Origin of the sequence: Bartonella sp. AA1HLJMS (assembly GCF_042197445.1) — a bacterium.
In the GTDB taxonomy this organism is placed as follows: Bacteria; Pseudomonadota; Alphaproteobacteria; order Rhizobiales; family Rhizobiaceae; genus Bartonella.
This window is the reverse complement of the sequence record NZ_JBHIRW010000001.1, coordinates 280497-300759: the sequence shown is the minus strand read 5'-3', so window position 1 is coordinate 300759 and position 20263 is coordinate 280497. Positions and strand designations below refer to the sequence as shown.

13 protein-coding genes and 2 tRNA genes are annotated in these 20263 nt (G+C 36.4%); 8 read left to right on the top strand and 7 right to left on the bottom strand.

Going from position 1 to position 20263, the window contains the following annotated elements:
* Window positions 1-351: 351 nt before the first annotated feature.
* Together rpmA and rplU are read right to left on the bottom strand one after the other, a co-directional pair.
* Window positions 352-621, bottom strand: a complete 270-nt coding sequence (rpmA, locus tag ACFIQE_RS01155) for a 50S ribosomal protein L27 (RefSeq protein ID WP_273723965.1) — start codon at window positions 619-621, stop codon at window positions 352-354.
* A 12-nt stretch (window positions 622-633) separates the two neighbouring features.
* Window positions 634-1113, bottom strand: coding sequence for a 50S ribosomal protein L21 (gene rplU / locus ACFIQE_RS01150; RefSeq protein ID WP_375620829.1), 480 nt, complete (start codon window positions 1111-1113; stop codon window positions 634-636).
* A gap of 285 nt (window positions 1114-1398) precedes the next feature.
* Between rplU and ACFIQE_RS01145 the strand changes: the two genes are divergently transcribed.
* Window positions 1399-1488 (top strand) — tRNA-Ser (locus tag ACFIQE_RS01145).
* 352 nt (window positions 1489-1840) lie between these two features.
* On the opposite strand, the gene pgi is transcribed toward ACFIQE_RS01145, so the two are convergent.
* From pgi to ACFIQE_RS01130, 3 genes are all read right to left on the bottom strand, one after another.
* Window positions 1841-3505, bottom strand: a complete 1665-nt coding sequence (gene pgi, locus ACFIQE_RS01140; RefSeq protein WP_375702782.1) for a glucose-6-phosphate isomerase — start codon at window positions 3503-3505, stop codon at window positions 1841-1843.
* A 190-nt stretch (window positions 3506-3695) separates the two neighbouring features.
* Entirely contained in the window at window positions 3696-6830 is a 3135-nt protein-coding gene (locus ACFIQE_RS01135) for an efflux RND transporter permease subunit (protein WP_375707199.1), read from the bottom strand.
* Entirely contained in the window at window positions 6827-7966 is a 1140-nt protein-coding gene (locus tag ACFIQE_RS01130; protein ID WP_375620832.1) for an efflux RND transporter periplasmic adaptor subunit, read from the bottom strand. Before ACFIQE_RS01130 ends, ACFIQE_RS01135 begins: the two co-directional genes overlap by 4 nt.
* 367 nt (window positions 7967-8333) lie before the next feature.
* Between ACFIQE_RS01130 and ACFIQE_RS01125 the strand changes: the two genes are divergently transcribed.
* From ACFIQE_RS01125 to ACFIQE_RS01110, 4 genes are all read left to right on the top strand, one after another.
* Window positions 8334-8410 (top strand) — tRNA-Arg (locus ACFIQE_RS01125).
* Window positions 8411-9166: 756 nt separating this feature from the next.
* Entirely contained in the window at window positions 9167-10840 is a 1674-nt protein-coding gene (locus ACFIQE_RS01120) for a formate--tetrahydrofolate ligase (RefSeq protein WP_375629266.1), read from the top strand.
* Window positions 10841-11028: 188 nt separating this feature from the next.
* The gene (gene rpsU, locus ACFIQE_RS01115) at window positions 11029-11262 is read left to right on the top strand and encodes a 30S ribosomal protein S21 (protein ID WP_012754552.1); all 234 of its coding nucleotides are present in this window, start codon (window positions 11029-11031) and stop codon (window positions 11260-11262) included.
* A gap of 1470 nt (window positions 11263-12732) precedes the next feature.
* Complete coding sequence (locus ACFIQE_RS01110) at window positions 12733-13299, top strand: SH3 domain-containing protein (protein WP_375620834.1); 567 nt, start codon at window positions 12733-12735, stop codon at window positions 13297-13299.
* A gap of 46 nt (window positions 13300-13345) precedes the next feature.
* On the opposite strand, the gene irrA is transcribed toward ACFIQE_RS01110, so the two are convergent.
* Window positions 13346-13858 (bottom strand): iron response transcriptional regulator IrrA, encoded by a 513-nt coding sequence (irrA, locus tag ACFIQE_RS01105; protein WP_375611439.1) that lies wholly within the window; start codon window positions 13856-13858, stop codon window positions 13346-13348.
* A 233-nt stretch (window positions 13859-14091) separates the two neighbouring features.
* Between irrA and fabA the strand changes: the two genes are divergently transcribed.
* The 3 genes from fabA to fabI are packed head-to-tail and all read left to right on the top strand — an operon-like array spanning window position 14092 to window position 16746.
* Window positions 14092-14601, top strand: coding sequence for a 3-hydroxyacyl-[acyl-carrier-protein] dehydratase FabA (gene fabA / locus ACFIQE_RS01100; RefSeq protein WP_273722474.1), 510 nt, complete (start codon window positions 14092-14094; stop codon window positions 14599-14601).
* Window positions 14602-14658: 57 nt separating this feature from the next.
* Window positions 14659-15879: a beta-ketoacyl-ACP synthase I gene (fabB, locus tag ACFIQE_RS01095; protein WP_375612835.1), complete on the top strand. Its 1221-nt coding sequence runs from the start codon at window positions 14659-14661 to the stop codon at window positions 15877-15879.
* 48 nt (window positions 15880-15927) lie between these two features.
* Entirely contained in the window at window positions 15928-16746 is an 819-nt protein-coding gene (fabI, locus tag ACFIQE_RS01090; RefSeq protein WP_375620835.1) for an enoyl-ACP reductase FabI, read from the top strand.
* 1940 nt (window positions 16747-18686) lie between these two features.
* Here fabI and gpsA read toward each other — a convergent pair.
* The gene (gpsA, locus tag ACFIQE_RS01085; protein ID WP_375702785.1) at window positions 18687-19694 is read right to left on the bottom strand and encodes an NAD(P)H-dependent glycerol-3-phosphate dehydrogenase; all 1008 of its coding nucleotides are present in this window, start codon (window positions 19692-19694) and stop codon (window positions 18687-18689) included.
* Window positions 19695-20263 lie beyond the last annotated feature (569 nt).

Here is a 20263-nt window from a genome sequence, read left to right as displayed (position 1 = left end):
TTAAATTTCTCATAATTTTCTGAAAACAAACTGCTTCTCTTATAAGAAATTACTCGACGCTTCTTCATACATAAAAAGAAAGTCTCTCCTCACTGATTATTATACAGAAACTTATCAACAAACTCTATCATAATATCAATATGTTCAGTACTTAAATACTAACATAACAGCGCACAAACTTTTTCCCTCATTGAGAAAAGCCATTTCCCCGATTCTACCTTTTTATCTTCTACATTTATTATAGTACCAACGCAAAAAGAGAAAGATGAGATTCATCTTTCCCTTTGAATACTTATAAAACCACAACTACAATTCAATGAAATCCCGTTGATGGCTAGAGAGTGTTACAGATTACTCTGCTGCCTCCACCATAGGAATGACTGAAACATAGGAACGATTACCCGCTTTGCGTTGAAAAGAAACCTTTCCATTTGATAATGCAAAAAGCGTATGGTCTTTTCCAATGCCGACATTGTTTCCAGGATGCCAACGTGTACCACGCTGGCGAATAATAATATTTCCGGCAATAACGGTTTCACCACCAAATTTTTTAACGCCTAGACGTTTCGATTCTGAATCACGACCATTACGCGAGGAACCACCAGCTTTTTTATGTGCCATAGACGCTCTCCTTTAATCTTTCTTACTCTTTGATGCTACAGATGCTTTCTTCTGCGACGCAGTCTTTTTTTCAACCATTTTTTTAGTCGTCTTCTCAACAGAAGCAGCAGCTTTTGTTTCTTTTGGTGTAGTTTCTTCTTCTTTTATAGGTTTCGCAGCAACTTTTTTAGGTTTTGAACCACCCATTAAAATTTCTAAAACACGAAGCCTCGTAAATTCTTGACGATGGCCACGCGTGCGTTTAGAATTTTGACGACGGCGCTTCTTAAATGCGATAACCTTGCGCCCGCGTGCCTGTTCTAAAATCTCAGCTGTCACCAATGCATCAGCAACGACAGGGGTACCAATAACCGCATTACCTTCTTGCCCAACCATTAATATGTCATTGAATTCAACCACATCACCCGCATTTCCACTAACTTTTTCAACTTTTACCACTTGATTAGCAACAATGCGGTATTGCTTACCACCAGTTTTAATGACTGCGAACATTTTTTATCCTTCCGTTCACTCCAGCTCTTATTTAATTTCTGCCTTGAAATAAGGGAAAATAGGCTGCTTTTTATCAGTCGTAATAGATCCCAAAGAAGGATAAAACCTTCTTCAACACAAATATGCGCAGATTTCCCCACGCTTATATTTTGTATATATGAAGGAATTTCTATTCTCTGTCAATAAAGTCCCATAAAAAAGAAAAAAAGGTTGTACCAAAAACAATTGAAGGTTATCTACCCCTTATACACTCAAATAGTGCCGATTTTTGTTTCACTTTATTATGGAGAGATGGCTGAGTGGTTGAAAGCACCGCACTCGAAATGCGGCATAGGGGCAACTCTATCGGGGGTTCAAATCCCTCTCTCTCCGCCATTAATTTATAAAGCGATATTATTAAAACTGCCTTTAATCGTAGCTTGCCTGTAGCTTGTCTGTAGCTTGCCAGCGGGTTTTGTATATTTTGACACTAGGTTTTGTACCAATTTATTTTTTTCTCAAAGAGTTTTTAAGAGGTTCTCAAAGGATCTTCAAAGACCTTTCAAAGGTCTTTATCGTTTTTGCGAATAAATTCTCATTTTTACAATTTTTGCACTTTTTTGATTTTCTGTTACATAAATCTAGTTCAGATAACAAGAGAAAGCATAGTAAAATTAAAGAATTATTTCATATTTCTCTCTCATTCTACTTTTGCTTAGTTAGTACAAAACCTACTGTCAAATTATATTTATTTTGCACGTCTTGCTTGAATATGTGCTAGCAACCCTAATGTTGAACTATCGCGATTATCCGCTTTACTTTCTCCACGAAGAATTGGTAGTAACTCGTTTGCTAATTCTTTACCAAGTTCAACACCCCATTGATCAAATGAATTAATATTCATTAAAATCCCTTCAACAAAAGTGCGATGTTCATAAAGCGCAATAAGACGACCGAGTGCAAAAGGCGTTAATGAATCTTGAACCAGCGTAATGCTGGGACGGTTTCCTTTAAAACTTCTATGACGTGCTAAATGATCTGCTTCACCCTCATCAACTCCATTTTTTATCAAGATATGCCGAGCATCTTCAATACTACGCCCCTTCATCAAGGCTTTTGATTGTGCTAAACCGTTTGCTAGCAACATCTCATACATAGAATGTAATTTTTTCTCATGCCCTTTTATAAATAAAATAAATTCTACAGGAATAATATCTGTTCCTTGATGCAGAAGCTGAAAAAAAGCATGTTGACTATTTGTTCCTGAATCCCCCCAAACAATTGGACCACTTGAAAAACTTAATGGTTTTCCATCCAGCGAGACTTGCTTACCATTTGATTCCATATCAAGCTGTTGTAAATAAGCTGGAAAATGTATTAAACGCTGTGCATAAGGAATGATCGAACGTGATGAATAACCACAAATAACACGATGCCAGAATCCTAAAAGAGCAAAACGAATAGGAATATTTTTATGCAAAGGCATAGTTTTAAAATGTTGATCCATTTGCAAAGCACCATTGAGAAATTGGCGAAAATTTCCACCACCTATTGCAAACATAACAACAAGTCCAATGGCTGACCAAATTGAATAACGTCCTCCAACCCAATTCCAAAATTTAAAAACTCTTGTGGAATCTATGCCAAATTCTGCCACTTTATCAAGCGCACTTGAAACAGCAACAAAATGCGTACAAACGGCTTCTTCTCCTAAATGTGAACAAATCCACTGACGTGCAACTTGAGCATTGACCATTGTTTCAGCCGTTGTAAAAGTTTTAGAAGCAATGACAAACAGCGTTGTTGCTGGATTCAAAATAGAGAGAGTATCAGAAATATGGGCACTGTCAGCATTCGAAACAAAATGACACTGTGGACCATCATGATAAGGTTTTAAAGCATACGTGACCATTGCAGGACCAAGATCAGAACCACCAATACCAATATTGACAATATCACTTATTCTCTCGCCACTGCCTCCCTTATAGCTTCCATCACGCACCTTTTCAGAAAATCTTTCCATATCGTCAAAGACGTCTTGAATATCGCGAATAAGATTATGACCATCCAACATGAAAATTTCATCAGCAGGTAAACGTAATGCAATATGAAGAACTGAGCGTTTTTCAGTTGTATTAATCGCTTTACCAGAAAACATTGCATCACGCCGGCCTAACACATCTGCTGCGACCGCTAAATCATCTAGAAGTTGCAATGTTTTAAATGTCACACCACATTTTGAAAAATCGAAAAGAAGATCATCAAGTCTGAGGGAAAAATGGGAAAAACGCTGTTCATCTTCTACAAAATGCCGACGAATATCATAGACCCCATCCTTTGCGGCATGGTTTTTTAAAGCTTTTAATGTGGCTTCAAAAGCCATTTCATTTCGAATCGAAAAGCTATCTCCCATAAGCTTATCCTATACGGTTATTGATAATGAAATCTATGCCCAAACAATAACAAAGCAGAAAGCATCTCTTTTATTGCTCGCTATTTTCACTGCTCACATAAAAATGAAGGAATATACAAAATATAAAGGATAAGATCCGAAAATGATATTTTTACAAGAATAAATTTTCAAATCTTTTCTATCATATACATCATTTAACTTGATTGAGTTCTTTTGTTAAACGTAAATCTTCTTCTGCTTTTGGTCTTATAAAACGCCCTAAAAAAAGATAAACAACCGGTGTAACATAAAGCGTAAAAATAGTTGCTAAACCTAAGCCACCAACGATAACCCAACCTAAAGCTATACGAGCTTCTGCGCCAGCACCTTTGGCTAAAACCAAAGGAATACCTCCTAAAATGGCACAAATCATTGTCATACAAACTGGACGAAGGCGAATGTTTGCTGCTTCTTCTACGGCTTCACGCACGCTTCTTCCCTGATCACGTAATTGATCTGCAAATTCAACAATGAGAATACCATTTTTTGCCATAACACCAATTAACAAAATTAATCCAATTTGGCTGTAAATATTAAGACTCACACCACTTAATAGCATAGCAATTACAGCACAACCAATCCCTAATGGGACAGTGGCCATGATAATGAATCCTGAAATAAAGCTTTCAAACTGAGCAGCCAAAATCAATAAAATAATCAAAAAGGCAATGCCAAAAACAATCATAAAATTGGAAGATGTTTCATTAAGCGTTTCGGCTTCCCCTAAGGGAACCAAATAGGTTCCTTTTGATAACAAAGGAGAAGCAATTTTCTGTACAGTTTGGTAAGCTTCCCCTAAAGCGATATCTGGAGCAAGATTTGCGCTTAAAATAACAGCACTCATGCGTTTTTCCCGTTTTAATTGAGGAGCAATAGCTTTTTCATGTAAACGCGCAATAACCGATAAAGGAACATATCGATTGTCTTTGGTTTTTAAAAAAATATTTTCTAAATCGCTAGGACTCTTCATAGAATTTGTACGCGATATCAATTTAACATCGTAAGAATGATCATCCACGTTAATGGAACCAATCTTTTTACCATCCAACATTGTTTGTAATGTATCGCCCAAATTGGTGATATCAATCCCTAAATCGGAGGCTTTTTTTCGATTGATTTCAATAAAAAATTGCGGTTGTGTTGCATCAACAGTAAGGCGTGGGCGAAGAAAACGCGGATCATCTTGTAAAGCACTTACCAGCTTATCAGCAATGGGTTGTAATATTGCATAATCATTGCCAAGAATTGCAAATTGCAACCCTTGCCCAGTTCCGCTCACACCTAGAGAATTTCCCTGCGCAGCAAACACAAAAACTGCGGGAAACTGTTTAACCTTTGCATTAATATCTTTCACGATTTCTTGCTGGCTCCGTAAACGTTTATCCCAAGATGAAAGCAATAAAATCAAAAAAGCAGTATTGGGTGAACCGCCAGCACCCGCAATAGAGTAACTGTTAGCAATCTCCCCTGCATCACGTAATGGCTGTAGACTTGCTTCAATTTGCTCTATTTGCTCGTTCAAATATTGTGTTGAAATACCTTGTGGTCCATTAATAACCAAAAAGATCACAGCTCTGTCTTCTGCTGGCGTTAATTCCTGTTGTAGCTTCGTATAGCCTCCAACACAAAGACCCGCAAAAATAAGTGAAGCAAAAACAACAGCCCAAGGCTTTTCTAAACACTTATGCAAACTGTAAGTATATGCCTTATGAAAAAAAGTACCTAATTTATATAAAAAAGCAAAATGATGGGACTTTTCCTCTTTTTCCTCAATATGTTCTTTGAGAAAACGCGAAGCCAACATTGGACAAAGCGTTAAGGCAACAACTGAAGAAAGCAAAATAGAAATTGCCAAAACAAAACCAAATTCTCTAAAAAGACCTCCAACTTGCCCAGGAAGAAAGGAAATAGGAACAAACACAGCCACTAAAGTCAATGTTGTTGCTAAAACAGCAAAAAATACTTCACGTGTTCCTATCACCGCTGCTGCTCTGGAACCTAATCCCATGTTGCGCCACCGAACAATATTCTCAAGAACAACAATGGCATCATCCACAACAAGCCCTGTTGCTAAAACAAGTCCTAAAAATGTGAGAATATTCAATGAAAACCCTACAAGATAAATAGCCGCAATGGTACCAATCAAAGCGACAGGAAGAGATAAAGCAGGTATCAGCGTTACACGAATGTCTCTGAGAAAAAGAAAAATGACCAAGATAACGCTCAAAATAGCAATAACCAACGCAACTTCAACCTCATGAAGAGCGCTTTTAATAAAAATTGCATCGTCATTAATAACGTCTATATTTACAGAAGAAGGAACAATACTTTTGAGATTATCAACAACGGCTCTCACACCTTCAGAAATATTAAGAGTGTTGGATTGTGCTTTACGCACGATACCTAATCCAATACCTGTCTTTCCATTGATACGAAGAATAACTGTTTCTATATCCGGCGATAAAGTAACATGCGCAACATCACCAAGATGCACATGAGGCTTTAAAACAACTTGTTCAAAAGATTCTGGTGTTGTTAAACGTGCAGTAGCACGTACAACTAAACTTTGCTTAGAATTGCGTAATGACCCTACTGGCACATCTGTTGTCATATCAGCAAGAACACGTGAAATATCTGCTACAGTTAATCCATAACTTGCAAGTTTTGCTTGATCTATATCAATCTGAAAAATCTTTGTGCGAGCACTATCGACCTGTACATCACCAACACCATCAACAGCAGAAATAGCATCAACAATCTGATCGTTTACAATCGTGGTTAAATCATCAACACTCATTGTTGGTGACGTCACAACCAAATACATCATGGCAGCAGCATTCGAATCTGCTTTAATAATCAAAGGCGAATCCGCATCTTTCGGTAAAGAATAGGTAACACGAGAGAGAGCATCACGAATATCAGATGCTGCAACATTCAAATCAACACCGACATTAAAGTTAATCTTCACACGGGAGCGTCCAAAAGAAGACGTTGAAGAAATCGTCTTAACACCTGAAACACGAGAAACAGCATCTTCTATAACTTTTGTAACTTCACGATCAATTGTTTCTGCCGATGCACCAGAAAACATCGTCACAATCGTTGTTACAGGAGTATCAACATCGGGTAATTCTCTTACATCAACATTTAACCATGCTGCAAATCCTGCAATGATGATCATAGCATTCAAAACAAGAGTAAAAACCGGTCTGCGAATAAATAAGGTAATGAGACCACCTTGCTCCACCTTTGACATAGGCTGTTTTGTGCTCAATTCTTGGCTCATTGTATATCCGTTCCATAACCTACTGATAATTGCTGTTGATGAGACTTTGGATCATCAATAGTTACTTTACTTCCTGGATAAAGCATTTGCACCCCTTGAATGACAACTTGATCACCATTTTCTAGGGGAGCTTTCACGAAAACCTGATCCGCTTTATGCTGAATAATTGTTACGGGTATAGACTCTACTTTTCCTTCTCTCACACGCCAAACGAATGACCCTTTACTATTCCATTGCACTGCAAGAGGATTAACGACAGGAAAAGAACCACCATGAAACTGCAAGGAAACAGAAAAGGACATACCAGACATGAGCGTATCTTTTTCATTGTTGATTTCAACCTGAACATGAAGTGTGCGACTTTCTGGATCAACGATATTATCAATCGCATAAATATGACCAACAAAAGATCTATCTGGCTGCGCGATTAACGTTGCCGTTACCTCATCTCCTTTATGGATGCGCGACACATATCGTTCAGGGGCCCATATATCGACCAAAATACGTTCTCTATTCTCAATACGGCCTATTACAGTATTAAGGGTCACGTTATTCCCCGCATCAACGGGCAAAATACCAACAACTCCAGGAATCGGTGCTCGAATTGTTCGCCGATCGAGATCTAATTCAGCATTACGCAAAACTAAATTTGCGTTATCCAACTCTAAGCGTGCCATAATTTCTTGAACTTCCGTTGCTGTATTGCTGGCGCGTAATTTAAGAATACGCGAAAGCGTCAATGCATTGTTATCACGTTGCACTTTTGCTTTTGCAGCCGCTATTTCTTCTTTTTTAGAATCAAGCTTTGCAATCACATCATCAGCTTGTACTTTTGTACCCGCTGATACAAAAAGCTTATCAATAACACCTGAGGATAAAGGGGTAAGCTCGACTTCTGCAAGAGCTTTTCCACTCCCAAGAACGTTAAGTTGTTCGTAAAGATCTTGAACTTTTACAAGATCAACGACAACATTTACCGGTGGCCTTCCCATTTTTTCATTTGAAGCTTTATCCGATACTCTTGTTTTATCCACCATAGAAATGGGTTGGTCTGCACTCTTTTTTCCAGCCCAATAAGTAACCGTTAAAACAACGATTAAAAACACTAATGGAAAGCTCTTTTTTAATAACGCCATACATCCGCCCTTGCTGTGTCATGTTCATCTGAAATAGTTTTCAACAGTAATATCGGCGTTTTACACAAAAACCCAACAGCGGGTGTATATATCTTACCCCCACCGCAAAAAACACATCTCACCTCTGCTTGACTATCTTTCATAGATTAAAACGTCAAGTTAACTATCGTTCATATCGCTTTGTATGGTCATGACAAAAAAATGTTCATATCAAAACCAACTGAAGCCATAATATATTATATCCTTTTTTAAAATATATCATAAAAAAAGAGAGATTTTTTTATGACGACTCAAGTTTCACTTGCATTTCTTTAATGAAACGATTAGGAACCCTTTGTCTTAGACAATGTAAAAAATTGAAATGTATGCACCCGTAGCTCAGCTGGATAGAGCACCAGACTACGAATCTGGGGGTCAGGAGTTCGAATCTCTTCGGGTGCGCCATCTATCAATATCTTACTTATAAAGTCAGATTTTTTAAATTCTTTATTTTGTGATTTATTTTTACCTATCTTTGTATTTTGTTATTTCATTCTGTTGTGAGTCGTTTCTTTAGCCATTTTGCTAGAATAAGATGTTATGAATCCTTCAATTCAGCTCTAAGGTGCTTTTATTAGCTTATAATCGTAGCGATTGCATGAGTAGCGTATGTTGTTGTTTTCTTTTTTCAATCTATGCGCTTGTTTTTGGTCTCTTCCGGATTATACTCTCTACTCAGTTAGGTAATTTTTTACGTGCTTATTTCTAATTGTTCCATAACTGGATGTTTCTGGATATTTTATTCCTAGCAGTCCCATCTTAAGAGGGACTTCAGATGTGCCGCCATAAATTCCGGTTTACCACCATGTGAAACTTTTTCAGTGTGTTGTTGGAAAGAATAAATAAACTACTTCTCAAACGTACTACTATGAAACACTTATGGTATCCATTAATATCATCAGCATTTGTTGCAAACCACAGCTTCTTTTTGTAATATTTTTAATTGAATTAAACGTATTTTTACTGCTTAAAAGCAAAGTGATTCTTTTTCCTAAAAAACAATAAAACTCTTCTTGTGCTTCTTTAGCATTATCTCTTGCATGGCATATCAACGATTTCTATGATATCTTAATATTTTTCTGTTCTTTATGAATTTTTCTAATTAATCCATGGGGTACAGATCCCAAACATTAATAAAAGCTGAATTTAAAGAATTTTTCCATGCCTAAAACTGATATTGAAATTGCTCGCACTGCTAAAAAGCAACATATTATTGAAATTGCACAAAAAATTGGTATCTCACATGAAAATCTCATTCCCTATGGTCATGATAAAGCTAAAATTTCTTCTGAATACATAAAATCGCTTAATAAAAATCCAGATGGTAAACTTATCCTTGTCACAGCTATCAATCCCACACCTGCCGGAGAAGGCAAAACAACAACAACAGTTGGACTAAGTGATGCTCTTAATCTTATTGGTAAAAAAACAATAGCTACCTTGAGAGAACCATCTTTAGGTCCCTGTTTTGGTGTAAAAGGTGGTGCTGCTGGTGGTGGTTATGCGCAAGTCATTCCAATGGATGACCTTAATTTACATTTTACCGGTGATTTTCATGCTATTACAGCTGCTCATAATCTTCTTGCCGCAATGATAGATAATCATCTTTATTGGGGAAATACTCTAAACATTGATCCACGTCGCATTGTTTGGAAACGCGTTCTTGATATGAATGACCGTGTATTGCGCGATATTGTCATTTCATTGGGGGGCATAACAAATGGTTTTCCACGTCAAACAGGTTTTGATATTACTGTTGCATCAGAAATTATGGCGCTTCTTTGTCTCTCTGAAAATTTAGAAAACCTTACACAAAGACTCAAAAAAATTATTGTTGCTTATCGTTATGATAAAACGCCCATCACCGTTGCTGATCTCAATGCGGAAGGTGCAATGGCAGTTCTTCTCAAAGATGCTATACAACCCAATCTCGTACAGACAATTGAAAATAATCCTGTTCTCGTTCATGGAGGACCTTTTGCCAACATTGCTCATGGTTGCAATTCAGTTATAGCAACAAAAACTGCTTTAAAACTTGCTGATTATGTTGTCACAGAAGCAGGGTTTGGAGCAGATCTTGGAGCAGAAAAGTTCTTCAATATCAAATGTAGGCAAGCAGGTATTGTACCAAATGCTACAGTGATCGTCGCAACTATTCGTGCATTAAAAATGAATGGTGGTCTGGATAAAAATAACCTGACAGAAGAAAATATCACCGCTTTAGAAAAAGGGGCAGCCAATCTTTTACGACACATAAAAAATATGAAGCACTACGGTATTCCTTGTGTTGTGGCTATCAATCATTTTGACAGCGATAGCGATGCTGAAATAAAAACATTACAAAAAATAGTTGCAACAACTGGACACAAAGCTATTATCTGTAAGCATTGGGAACAAGGTGGAAAAGGCGCTATAGAACTTGCACAAGAACTCGTTACCTTGATTGAAAAGCACGATTCTGATTTTAAAGTTCTCTATCAAGATGATATTCCACTCGTTCAAAAAATTAATTGTATTATAACAAAGCTATACGGTGGACGTGGCGCCATCATCTCAGCCCCTATTCTCAAACAACTTGAAACTTGGGAAAAAGAAGGTTTTGGCGTCTACCCTATTTGTATGGCAAAAACACCTTATTCTTTTTCTTCTGATCCCACGCAATACGGAGCTCCTGTTGATTTTGAAATTCCCATACGAGAAGTTCGTCTCTGTGCGGGAGCCGGTTTTATTGTTGTCATTTGTGGAGATGTTATGACCATGCCGGGACTACCCCATTATCCCACGGCTGAAAAAATTCATCTTGACGAAAATGATCAAATACAAGGACTTTCATAAATTTATAACCGTAAATTCTATCATTCATTATAAAAAGCGTTTTTATTGTAAAAAAAATAGAATTTTAAAAAGCGATATAGACAAATGTCTCATTTATATGATATAAGTGCTTGTCCTTTTGGATATGCCTTTAAAAGGACGTAGGTTTTTTCCTATCATTTATGACACTGAAAAAAGCAGGATAGATAGTGCAAGTACTCGTTCGTGATAATAATGTTGACCAAGCGCTCCGTGCGTTGAAAAAAAAGATGCAGCGTGAAGGTATCTTCCGTGAAATGAAAATGCGTAGTTATTATGAGAAGCCATCTGAGAAGCGTGCTCGTGAAAAAGCTGAAGCTATTCGTCGTACACGTAAGCTTGCTCGTAAGCGTGCACAAAGAGAAGGTTTTGTTAGTAACGGACGAACTGTTGCGGTAAAGTAATATACTTTATGATATTATATAATTGCATAAGCAATAGATAGTAAGCTACTAGAAAATTTTATCTTCATAGGCGATTGCGATGAATTGCTTGTGTGTAGTTTTTTATGTACAATGTTATCTAATATGTTAGTTATTTGAAAATAATAAGGTTTCTATCATAGAGGTGGTTTTTATTTCACTCTTATATTTCAAAAAATAGATAACAAACTACACTTTAGATATTTAAGCGACTTTTTCCTATGTAAATTGAGTGCGGGATGTTTTGTTATCACTTCTCGCTATAATTTTTTCCTTCTGGATATCTCTTAAATAACCGCTTCTTATGTATAAATTTCATGATGAATTTCTTTTTTGTCATTAAATATTCTACATCTTTCGATCATCCTAGGTCTTTTTACAAAACAAAAACAACTATCGCCATATGCGATTGTGTGTAAATATATGATATTAAATGCATAATCCTCTTTACCTTCAGTTATGTAACAAAACGATATAATTCCATAACTTTTATATCCCTTGATTCTGTCTCTCTAAAGGATGACGAATTTCAACCACTACACTACAGATTCTTTTTTCTTGATAAAATTCTTCTATTCATCACTTATGTAATTACCCTCATCAGTGTATCGAATAAGCCTTTCTATTTCATTCAACTTTCTTCTATACTGAGTTAGAGAAAAGAAAATTGATAATAAACAGAGAAAACACTATTTTTTAATATGGATGAATGTGCCTTTTATTACCATTTTTGATGGAAATGTTTTTAAAATTTAAATAACGAGTTAAAGTTTTTAACGCGTAGATTTGTTATTATAAGTAATCATTTTTCATATTAAGTAATAATTCTTAATAACATAAAATTTCTCAACACCTTCTCATATTGAATCAATGAAGATTATTTTCTTGTACATCATAAGCGGGATTCGTACGCAAATAGAATAAAAGCTATTTAAGAAAAAACAAAAAGGCTTCCTATGAACACCATAAATAATAGGAACTGCATAACATTGAAAGCTGGTAAATAGAACAATGGAGCCAACTTATCTACTAATACGGATAAGCATTATCATGGCATAAGATTATAGCAAATTTTATAAAATGGATTATCACGAAAAAGTGTTCTGTTAGCCCTTCATATATCAATCTACTCTATAATGTTGCTCATATTTTTACGCTTAAATGTTTCATTCATCGTATTATTTGGTTCATTTAAAATTTCTTTTCAAGCTATACAATAACCCCTTCACTGAACAGTTTTTTGTTCATAATATGTATACCTATATTTTTATTTCGAAAAATAAACCCAGAAAAGAGATACAAGCTTTTGTTTTCCTTATTTTGATATTTTTGTAGCAATTTTCTCATCGTTTAGATCTCTTTAACGAGCAGTGTGTCATACTTTTTATCAGTTTCCAGTCTTATCTTTCAGATTTTAAATTTCCAATATATGATGAAATAAAGGAGTTCGGTGTGCAAAATTCTCGTTGGTTTCGCGTTTCAATACTCGCATCATGTATCTTAATAGCAACAGTCATTGTATTAGTTTCACCTCATTTGTTGCATGCACAAACATTTAATCAAAATTTAGGGCCCAGTGGTTTACCACTTCCGCGATTTGCTTCGATTAAACCCACCAGCGTTAATGTACGCGTCGGACCAGGAAGCAACTATTCTATCATTTTTACCTACAAAAAGAAGGGCTTACCTATTGAAATCATTCAAGAATATGATCAATGGCGCAAAATTCGTGATGCCGAAGGCGATGAGGGGTGGGTGTATCAATCGCTTTTATCGGGAAAGCGAACTGCTATAACTATTCCATGGCAAAAAGATAAAACTAAAAGACTAATGCTACGAAAAAATCCCACCGACAACGCAGAACTTGTGGCAGAAGTAGAACCTAATGTCATTGGTAATATCCGCCAATGTGATGGACAATGGTGCGAATTAAACATTAATAATACACGCGGATGGCTTCAACAACCCCAGTTATGGGGAATCTATCCTGATGAAAAAGTAAAAGTAAAAGGCTGGTGAATAATCAAACTCAACAAGTTTAATTTTTATTCCTCATTGAATATCCTCACTGCCTATCACAAGATTGATTTTTTGGTTTCAATCGCACGATTAAATCAACATGTGAAATTTCCATACCTTCTGGTGGCTTAGGCAAATTTCTAATAATGGGAGATTCTTCCAAATTGTAAGGAATATCAAGAATACGATTTTCACCTTCTATATAAAAATGGTAGTGATCAGAGGTATTTGTATCAAACCAAGTTTTTGAGCCTTCTACGGCAATAATCCGTAATAATCCCGCTTCCGTAAATTGATGAAGCGTATTATAAACCGTTGCTAAAGATACAGGTACACCTGCCTTCATCGCTTCCTCATAGAGCTCTTCAGCAGTAATATGACGATTTCCTTGAGAAAAAATCATATGTGCAAGTTCCAACCGCTGACGTGTTGGACGCAGACCATTTTGACGCAAACGTTTTTCTAACATAGAAATGGAATAATATTGCACAATTTTTCCACACTCTTTTGTGAACTGCTGCTCTTCATTCATATCTAAATTGTCTGCACTCACTGACATAATTACAAACCCAAATACATTCCTGCTAAATAAGATCAAAATACAAAAAAATGGGAATAGTATGGTGTAATCTTGTATTCCATTTTTAAATAATTACCTATGTAGAATACATAAAAAAAGGCTTTTGTCATTAAAAATGATATAAAATCATTTCCCTCTCTTTAAAATTTGCTCTAAAAGTAGGTTGGGAAAAGCGCAGAAATTAAAGATATATGCAAATAAATGGAGTAACAATGGCTGAACAAAAGTCTCGCTACACATATGAAGAGCTTCTAAGCTGCGCTCGCGGCGAAATGTTTGGTAGAGGTAATGCGCAATTGCCAGCACCGCCAATGTTGATGATTCATCGAATCACTCAAATTAGTGAAACTGATGGTAAATACGATAAAGGAATGGTTCGCGCCGAATTTGACATTACACCAGACATGTGGTTCTTTAATTGTCACTTTATAGGCGATCCCGTCATGCCAGGATGTCTTGGACTGGATGGTATGTGGCAATTAACAGGTTTTTTTCTTGGTTGGCTAGGCGAACCAGGCAAAGGAAGAGCAATATCAACAGGTGAAGTAAAGTTATCAGGGATGGTAACTCCACAAACCAAAATTCTTGAATATGAAATAGATTTTAAGCGTATTCGACGTGGAAATTTAGTCTTAGGAATAGCTGATGGGTGGCTAAAAGCAGATGGAGAGACTATTTATAAGGCGAACGATTTACGCGTTGCTTTATTCAAAGAAGATTGAACGTTATTTCCGTCAGAAAGAACTTTTCACTATTCTGTATGGAACGAGGAGGTATGAATGCGTCGAGTTGTTGTAACCGGAATGGGAATTGTCTCCGCAATTGGAAATAACCCTGGAGCTGTTTTAACCAGTTTACGTGAAGCAAAATCCGGAATTTCTTACGCACCTCAATATGCTGAATTAGGCTTTCGTAGCAGAGTTTATGGCAAGCCCGATATTAATATAGAAGAACTCGTAGATCGACGTGCTCTACGTTTTCATGGCCGTGGAACAGCATGGAATCATATCGCCATGGATCAAGCAATTGCTGATGCGGGTCTAGAGCCGCATGAAGTATCGAACGAACACACGGGTATTATTATGGGTTCTGGAGGTGCTTCAACACATTCAATCGTAGAAGCTGCTGACATTACACGCCAAAAAGGCCCAAAACGTGTTGGACCTTTTGTTGTCCCTAAAGCGATGAGTTCTACAGCATCTGCAACATTAGCAACTTTCTTTAAAATAAAGGGGATCAATTATTCAATCTCTTCAGCTTGTGCTACCTCCAATCATTGTATTGGTAATGCTTACGAAATGATTCAATATGGTAAACAGAAGCGCATCTTTGCCGGAGGCTGCGAAGATTTGGATTGGACACTATCTGTTTTATTCGATGCCATGGGCGCTATGTCCAGCAGATATAATGACACCCCTCACAAAGCTTCACGTGCTTATGATGTTAATCGTGATGGTTTTGTCATTGCTGGAGGGGCTGGCGTTTTAGTCCTTGAAGATTTAGAACTTGCTAAAGCACGTGGTGCAAAAATCTACGGAGAAATCGTTGGATACGGTGCGACATCCGATGGACATGATATGGTTGCCCCATCAGGAGAGGGAGCGGAGCGGTGCATGCGCATGGCTCTTGCGACAGTCAATAATAAAATTGATTATATCAATCCCCATGCGACAGCAACTCCTGTTGGTGATCCTCCTGAGATAGAAGCTATCCGTCGTGTCTTTGGAGCAGGTGATCAATGCCCCCCCATTTCCGCTACTAAGTCTCTAACAGGACATTCCTTGGGAGCAGCAGGTGTTCACGAAGCAATCTATACATTGTTAATGATGAATCATAATTTTATTTGTGAAAGTGCCCATATTGAAGAACTTGATCCAGCTTTTGCTGATATGCCAATCGTTCGTGAACGACGTGATCATCAACAACTGAATACCGTATTGTCGAATACTTTTGGCTTTGGCGGTACCAATGCAACGCTTGTTTTCCAACGTTATGTATAAACAAAAGCTCTTAGTAATTGAAAAAAGTACGGTCTTACGGAGAATAATATGAAAGGTTTGATGGAGGGCAAACGCGGCCTTATTATGGGAATTGCGAATGACCATTCAATTGCTTGGGGCATTGCCTGTCAGCTCGCACAAGCAGGAGCGGAATTAGCGTTGACTTATCAAGGAAATGCTTTTGGCAAACGTGTTCATCCCCTAGCAGATAAACTTGGCTGCAAATTAGTGCTAGAGTGTGACGTTGAAAAAAGTGAAAATATTGATTACGTCTTTGAGCAACTTGAAAAAGAATGGAAAACAATTGATTTTATTGTCCATGCCATTGGTTTTTCAGATAAAACTCAGCTAAAAGGGCGTTACGTTGATGTTACAACACGTGAAAACTTTCAACGCACGATGGTTATTTCAGCTTATTCCTTTACTGAAATTGCCCAGCGCGCGGGTAAGCTTATGCCGAATGGAGGAGCACTTTTAACTCTTACCTATGGTGCTTCACAGCAAGTTGTGCCTAATTATAACATCATGGGTGTTGCTAAAGCAGCTTTAGAAGCTATGGTACGTTATTTAGCAGCGGACTTTGGTCCTCAAAATATTCGTGTCAATGCGATTTCCGCTGGTCCTGTTAGAACTTTAGCAGGTAATGGTATTGCAGCTGCACGGGCAATATTTTCACATCAACGCCGTAATGCCCCATTACGTCGTACCGTAAATATTCATGAAATTGGAAAATCTGCTCTTTATCTACTCTCTGACTTATCATCAGGTGTTACAGGTGAAATCCATTATGTTGATTCAGGCTATAACATCATGTCTATGCCAATACTTGAAGAACTAAAAAAAAGTGACGATTCTCAAGAAGGATAAATTTTATTTTATTGCACTAAAAAATAAAATCAATCATGTGCATAGTGCTTTAATCGGGTATTGAGTACTTTCTCAGCTATATAACAGTGTATTGACTTATAATAATATGACGTAAGGCATGTGTACAAGTGTTTGTAAGAATAAGTGAATACAAAACCAGATGTATGATGCCTTGTTTCGCAAAATATTTTATAAAAAGCCGGAATATTTCTTCAATTCATGGTTGATAAAGTTTGTGTTTTATGACGTCATTTACCTTACTAAAGTATACGCTTTTGCCATTGCTTATAAATCAATATCCAACTCTCATGCCACCGCAGTTTGAAACAGAGATTAGAGAATTATTAAAATCCTTAGTTTCAACTTTTGTGTAGCAAATTGAAAAAAAAATATTTCTACCGTTTGATTTATTCTTGAAACGCAAATACAATCTAATTTAGGAAGAATATGAAGGCGTAAAGAAATCAATCGTTAATTTTACTATTATTCTTTAATGAGACTTTACGATTTTAAAAGCATCTACATCAATGTTTTTTTAATAATGGAGATTACTCTTTACCTCACACCTTTATTTTGCTCGTTCTTTAATGAAAGCGTTTCTTTGATATGTCAGGTAAAATAGAACACCCAAAAACACTATAGCTGTTGCTCCTTCATGCATTTTTTTAAGATATCTCTCAATGCATGCCATTCCATTTCACAATGGTACCTGTAAAACGTATAAAAAATCCCTGTGAAGTATATAAAATCCTTTTTTTACCACCATTTTAATGTTTATACAGATGACAAACCGACACCGTCATTTTACTTGCCATGTTCTAATATTGAAACAACCCTTGACACTTGAGATGATTCATTAGAAGTATCTTTAATAATTTTTTATCCACGTACTAACCCGCTTGTGACAAGCAAACACATATTTTTAATTAACTCAATACAAAAATAAAATGAATTATTTATATAAATCAATTTTTTATCTTTATAATCACATTATTTTTTAGTTTAACTGACAGTCACAAACAAGTACAATAACATTTTCTCAATCTTAGACTTTCAAAGTTATAATTCCAAAAATCATTTCTTGCATATAAAAAACAGAATTGACATGTGAGAAAATAAAAGGCTTAAATATCTCTACTGAACAGCTTCAAGTGCCAAGAGCTGTTTCAACATTGGGGGGTAATGATGCTCGTCTTCCTCCTTCATAAACGTAAAGATGGGGATGTGCACAATGGCTTTATCGTTATACTATTCACGGTCACCGTCGCGAAGTGGACTTGGGAGTTTTAAGAGAGAGGTCTCTTTAAAACAAGAACATGAATATACAACAGCAATCGTGTTTTTTTGGGCATTCTATTTTACCTGACACATCAGAGAAATGCTTTCATTAGAAAATGAGAAAATAAAGGTGTGAGATAATCTCTATTATTTAAAAGATATTGCTTTAGATAGCGTAAAACCGAATTTAAAAATGATTGTAGAAATGGGAACAGATTTTCAGCTTTAAAATTTCATCTTCTTCCCAAATTAGATTGTCTTCTTGTTTTAAAGAATTACAAAAACAGAGATTCGCAATATCCCTGCCCCGATATTCTTAGCTTATACGTTACATAAATAAGATGCTTCTACCTAATGAGTCTTGTATTATTCTGTTTGCAAATATAATTGTGAGATGAATTTAAGAGACAATAAAAATATCTTGTTCATTACATTACATAAACATGTATAAGTGGAAACGACAATTTATCTTCAAAGAGATAGCTCTTAGACAAAAGCCAAAACTTTTATATTTCAGCCATGTTTCATAAAGAATCGAATGATATGAATCTATAATTTTCTGGAATATGACTGCCTTATACAACCATCAATAAAATCTATTTTATATGTCTATCATAGCATGTTTCTATTTTTTACGATTGGAATTATTAAAAAACAGGATATCATTGAATTTCGTCCTTGAGGGCGCGGCTTAGTAATGTGTTTGCCGCTTCAGTTATATTTTTACCACAATAGAGAATTTGATAAATTTGCTCTACAATGGGCATTTCTACCCCAATACGCTGCACCAACGTATATACTTCCTTGGTATTTAAGTATCCTTCCACAACCTGACCAATTTGTTTTTCTGCTTCTTTTATATCTATTCCTTTACCAAGAAGTATTCCAAAACGGCGATTACGCGACTGATTATCAGTACATGTCAAAACCAGATCACCTAAGCCTGTCATTCCCATAAATGTGGAAAGCTCAGCACCCATAGCCCCCCCTAAACGACTGATTTCAGCTAGTCCTCGTGTGATAAGAGCTATTCGTGCATTTGCCCCAAAACCTATGCCATCTGATATTCCTGCACCAATAGCAATAACATTTTTGACTGCCCCCCCTAATTGAACACCAATCATATCTGAACTTTTATAAACTCTAAAACTTTTGTCACAATGAAAAAGTTGCTGCAATTCTTTACCAAACTCAACATCAGAAGCTGCTATCGTCATTGCAGTAGGCCAACCCATAGCTAGTTCTTGAGCAAAAGTTGGTCCAGAAAAAACAGCTAAAGGAATTTTTTCACCTAAAATCTCACGAGCAACCTCTTGTAAGAAACGTCCAGTACCATGTTCTAAACCTTTTGTAGCCCAGATAACGCGTGAATGCTGATCTAAATAAGGCTGAATATTATACAAAACTTGATGAAATACATGGCTTGGAACAGCGATTAATATATTGTGACTTGCCGTTATTGCAGTTTCAAGGGAAGCTTCAAGTAATAAATTTTCAGGAAATCGAACATCGGGTAAATATACTTGATTACAACGTTGTTCCTGTAATTCTTTGATATGTTGAGGACTATACCCCCAAAGTAAAACATTATGACCATTACGGGCAAGAGCTATCGCTAATGCAGTACCAAAAGAACCAGCACCTATAACTGTCATTGCAACGGTTTTCATTAAATTTTCTGATTATTCTCTAAATTTTTGATTTCAATTGCATATTATTATTACAATAATTTTAATGCTATCTTTAATATAAATTCTTTAAATCTAAAAATATTACTGCTTCGTAGCTTTTTTATCTCACACAATATAAAAACTTGTTTCGCACATTCTCTTTCTTTGTAGTAAATTTTACAAACATCACTTTTTGTATATTCTACAAATAGCTATTTGTCTCAAAAATTAAAGATTGACTAAATACCCCACGGACTTTCTCTTTTAAATTAAAAGTATATTCAAAATAATGATACTCATTCCACTGATATCTTGTACTTATCTCCTGCTTTATATCCCACGAATTCTTCTACGAAGCTGATACATGCCGCATCAGCTCCGTAGATATTTATAACAACTACTCCACAGGAAACTGCGTATTTGGACCTTGCTCCATGGGCATTTCTGAACCAGGTGCTTGATCTACAGGAGTTTGCGTACTTAGACCCTGCCCCATGGGCATTTCTGAACCAGGTGCTTGATCTACAGGAGTTTGCGTACTTAGACCCTGCCCCATGGGCATTTCTGAA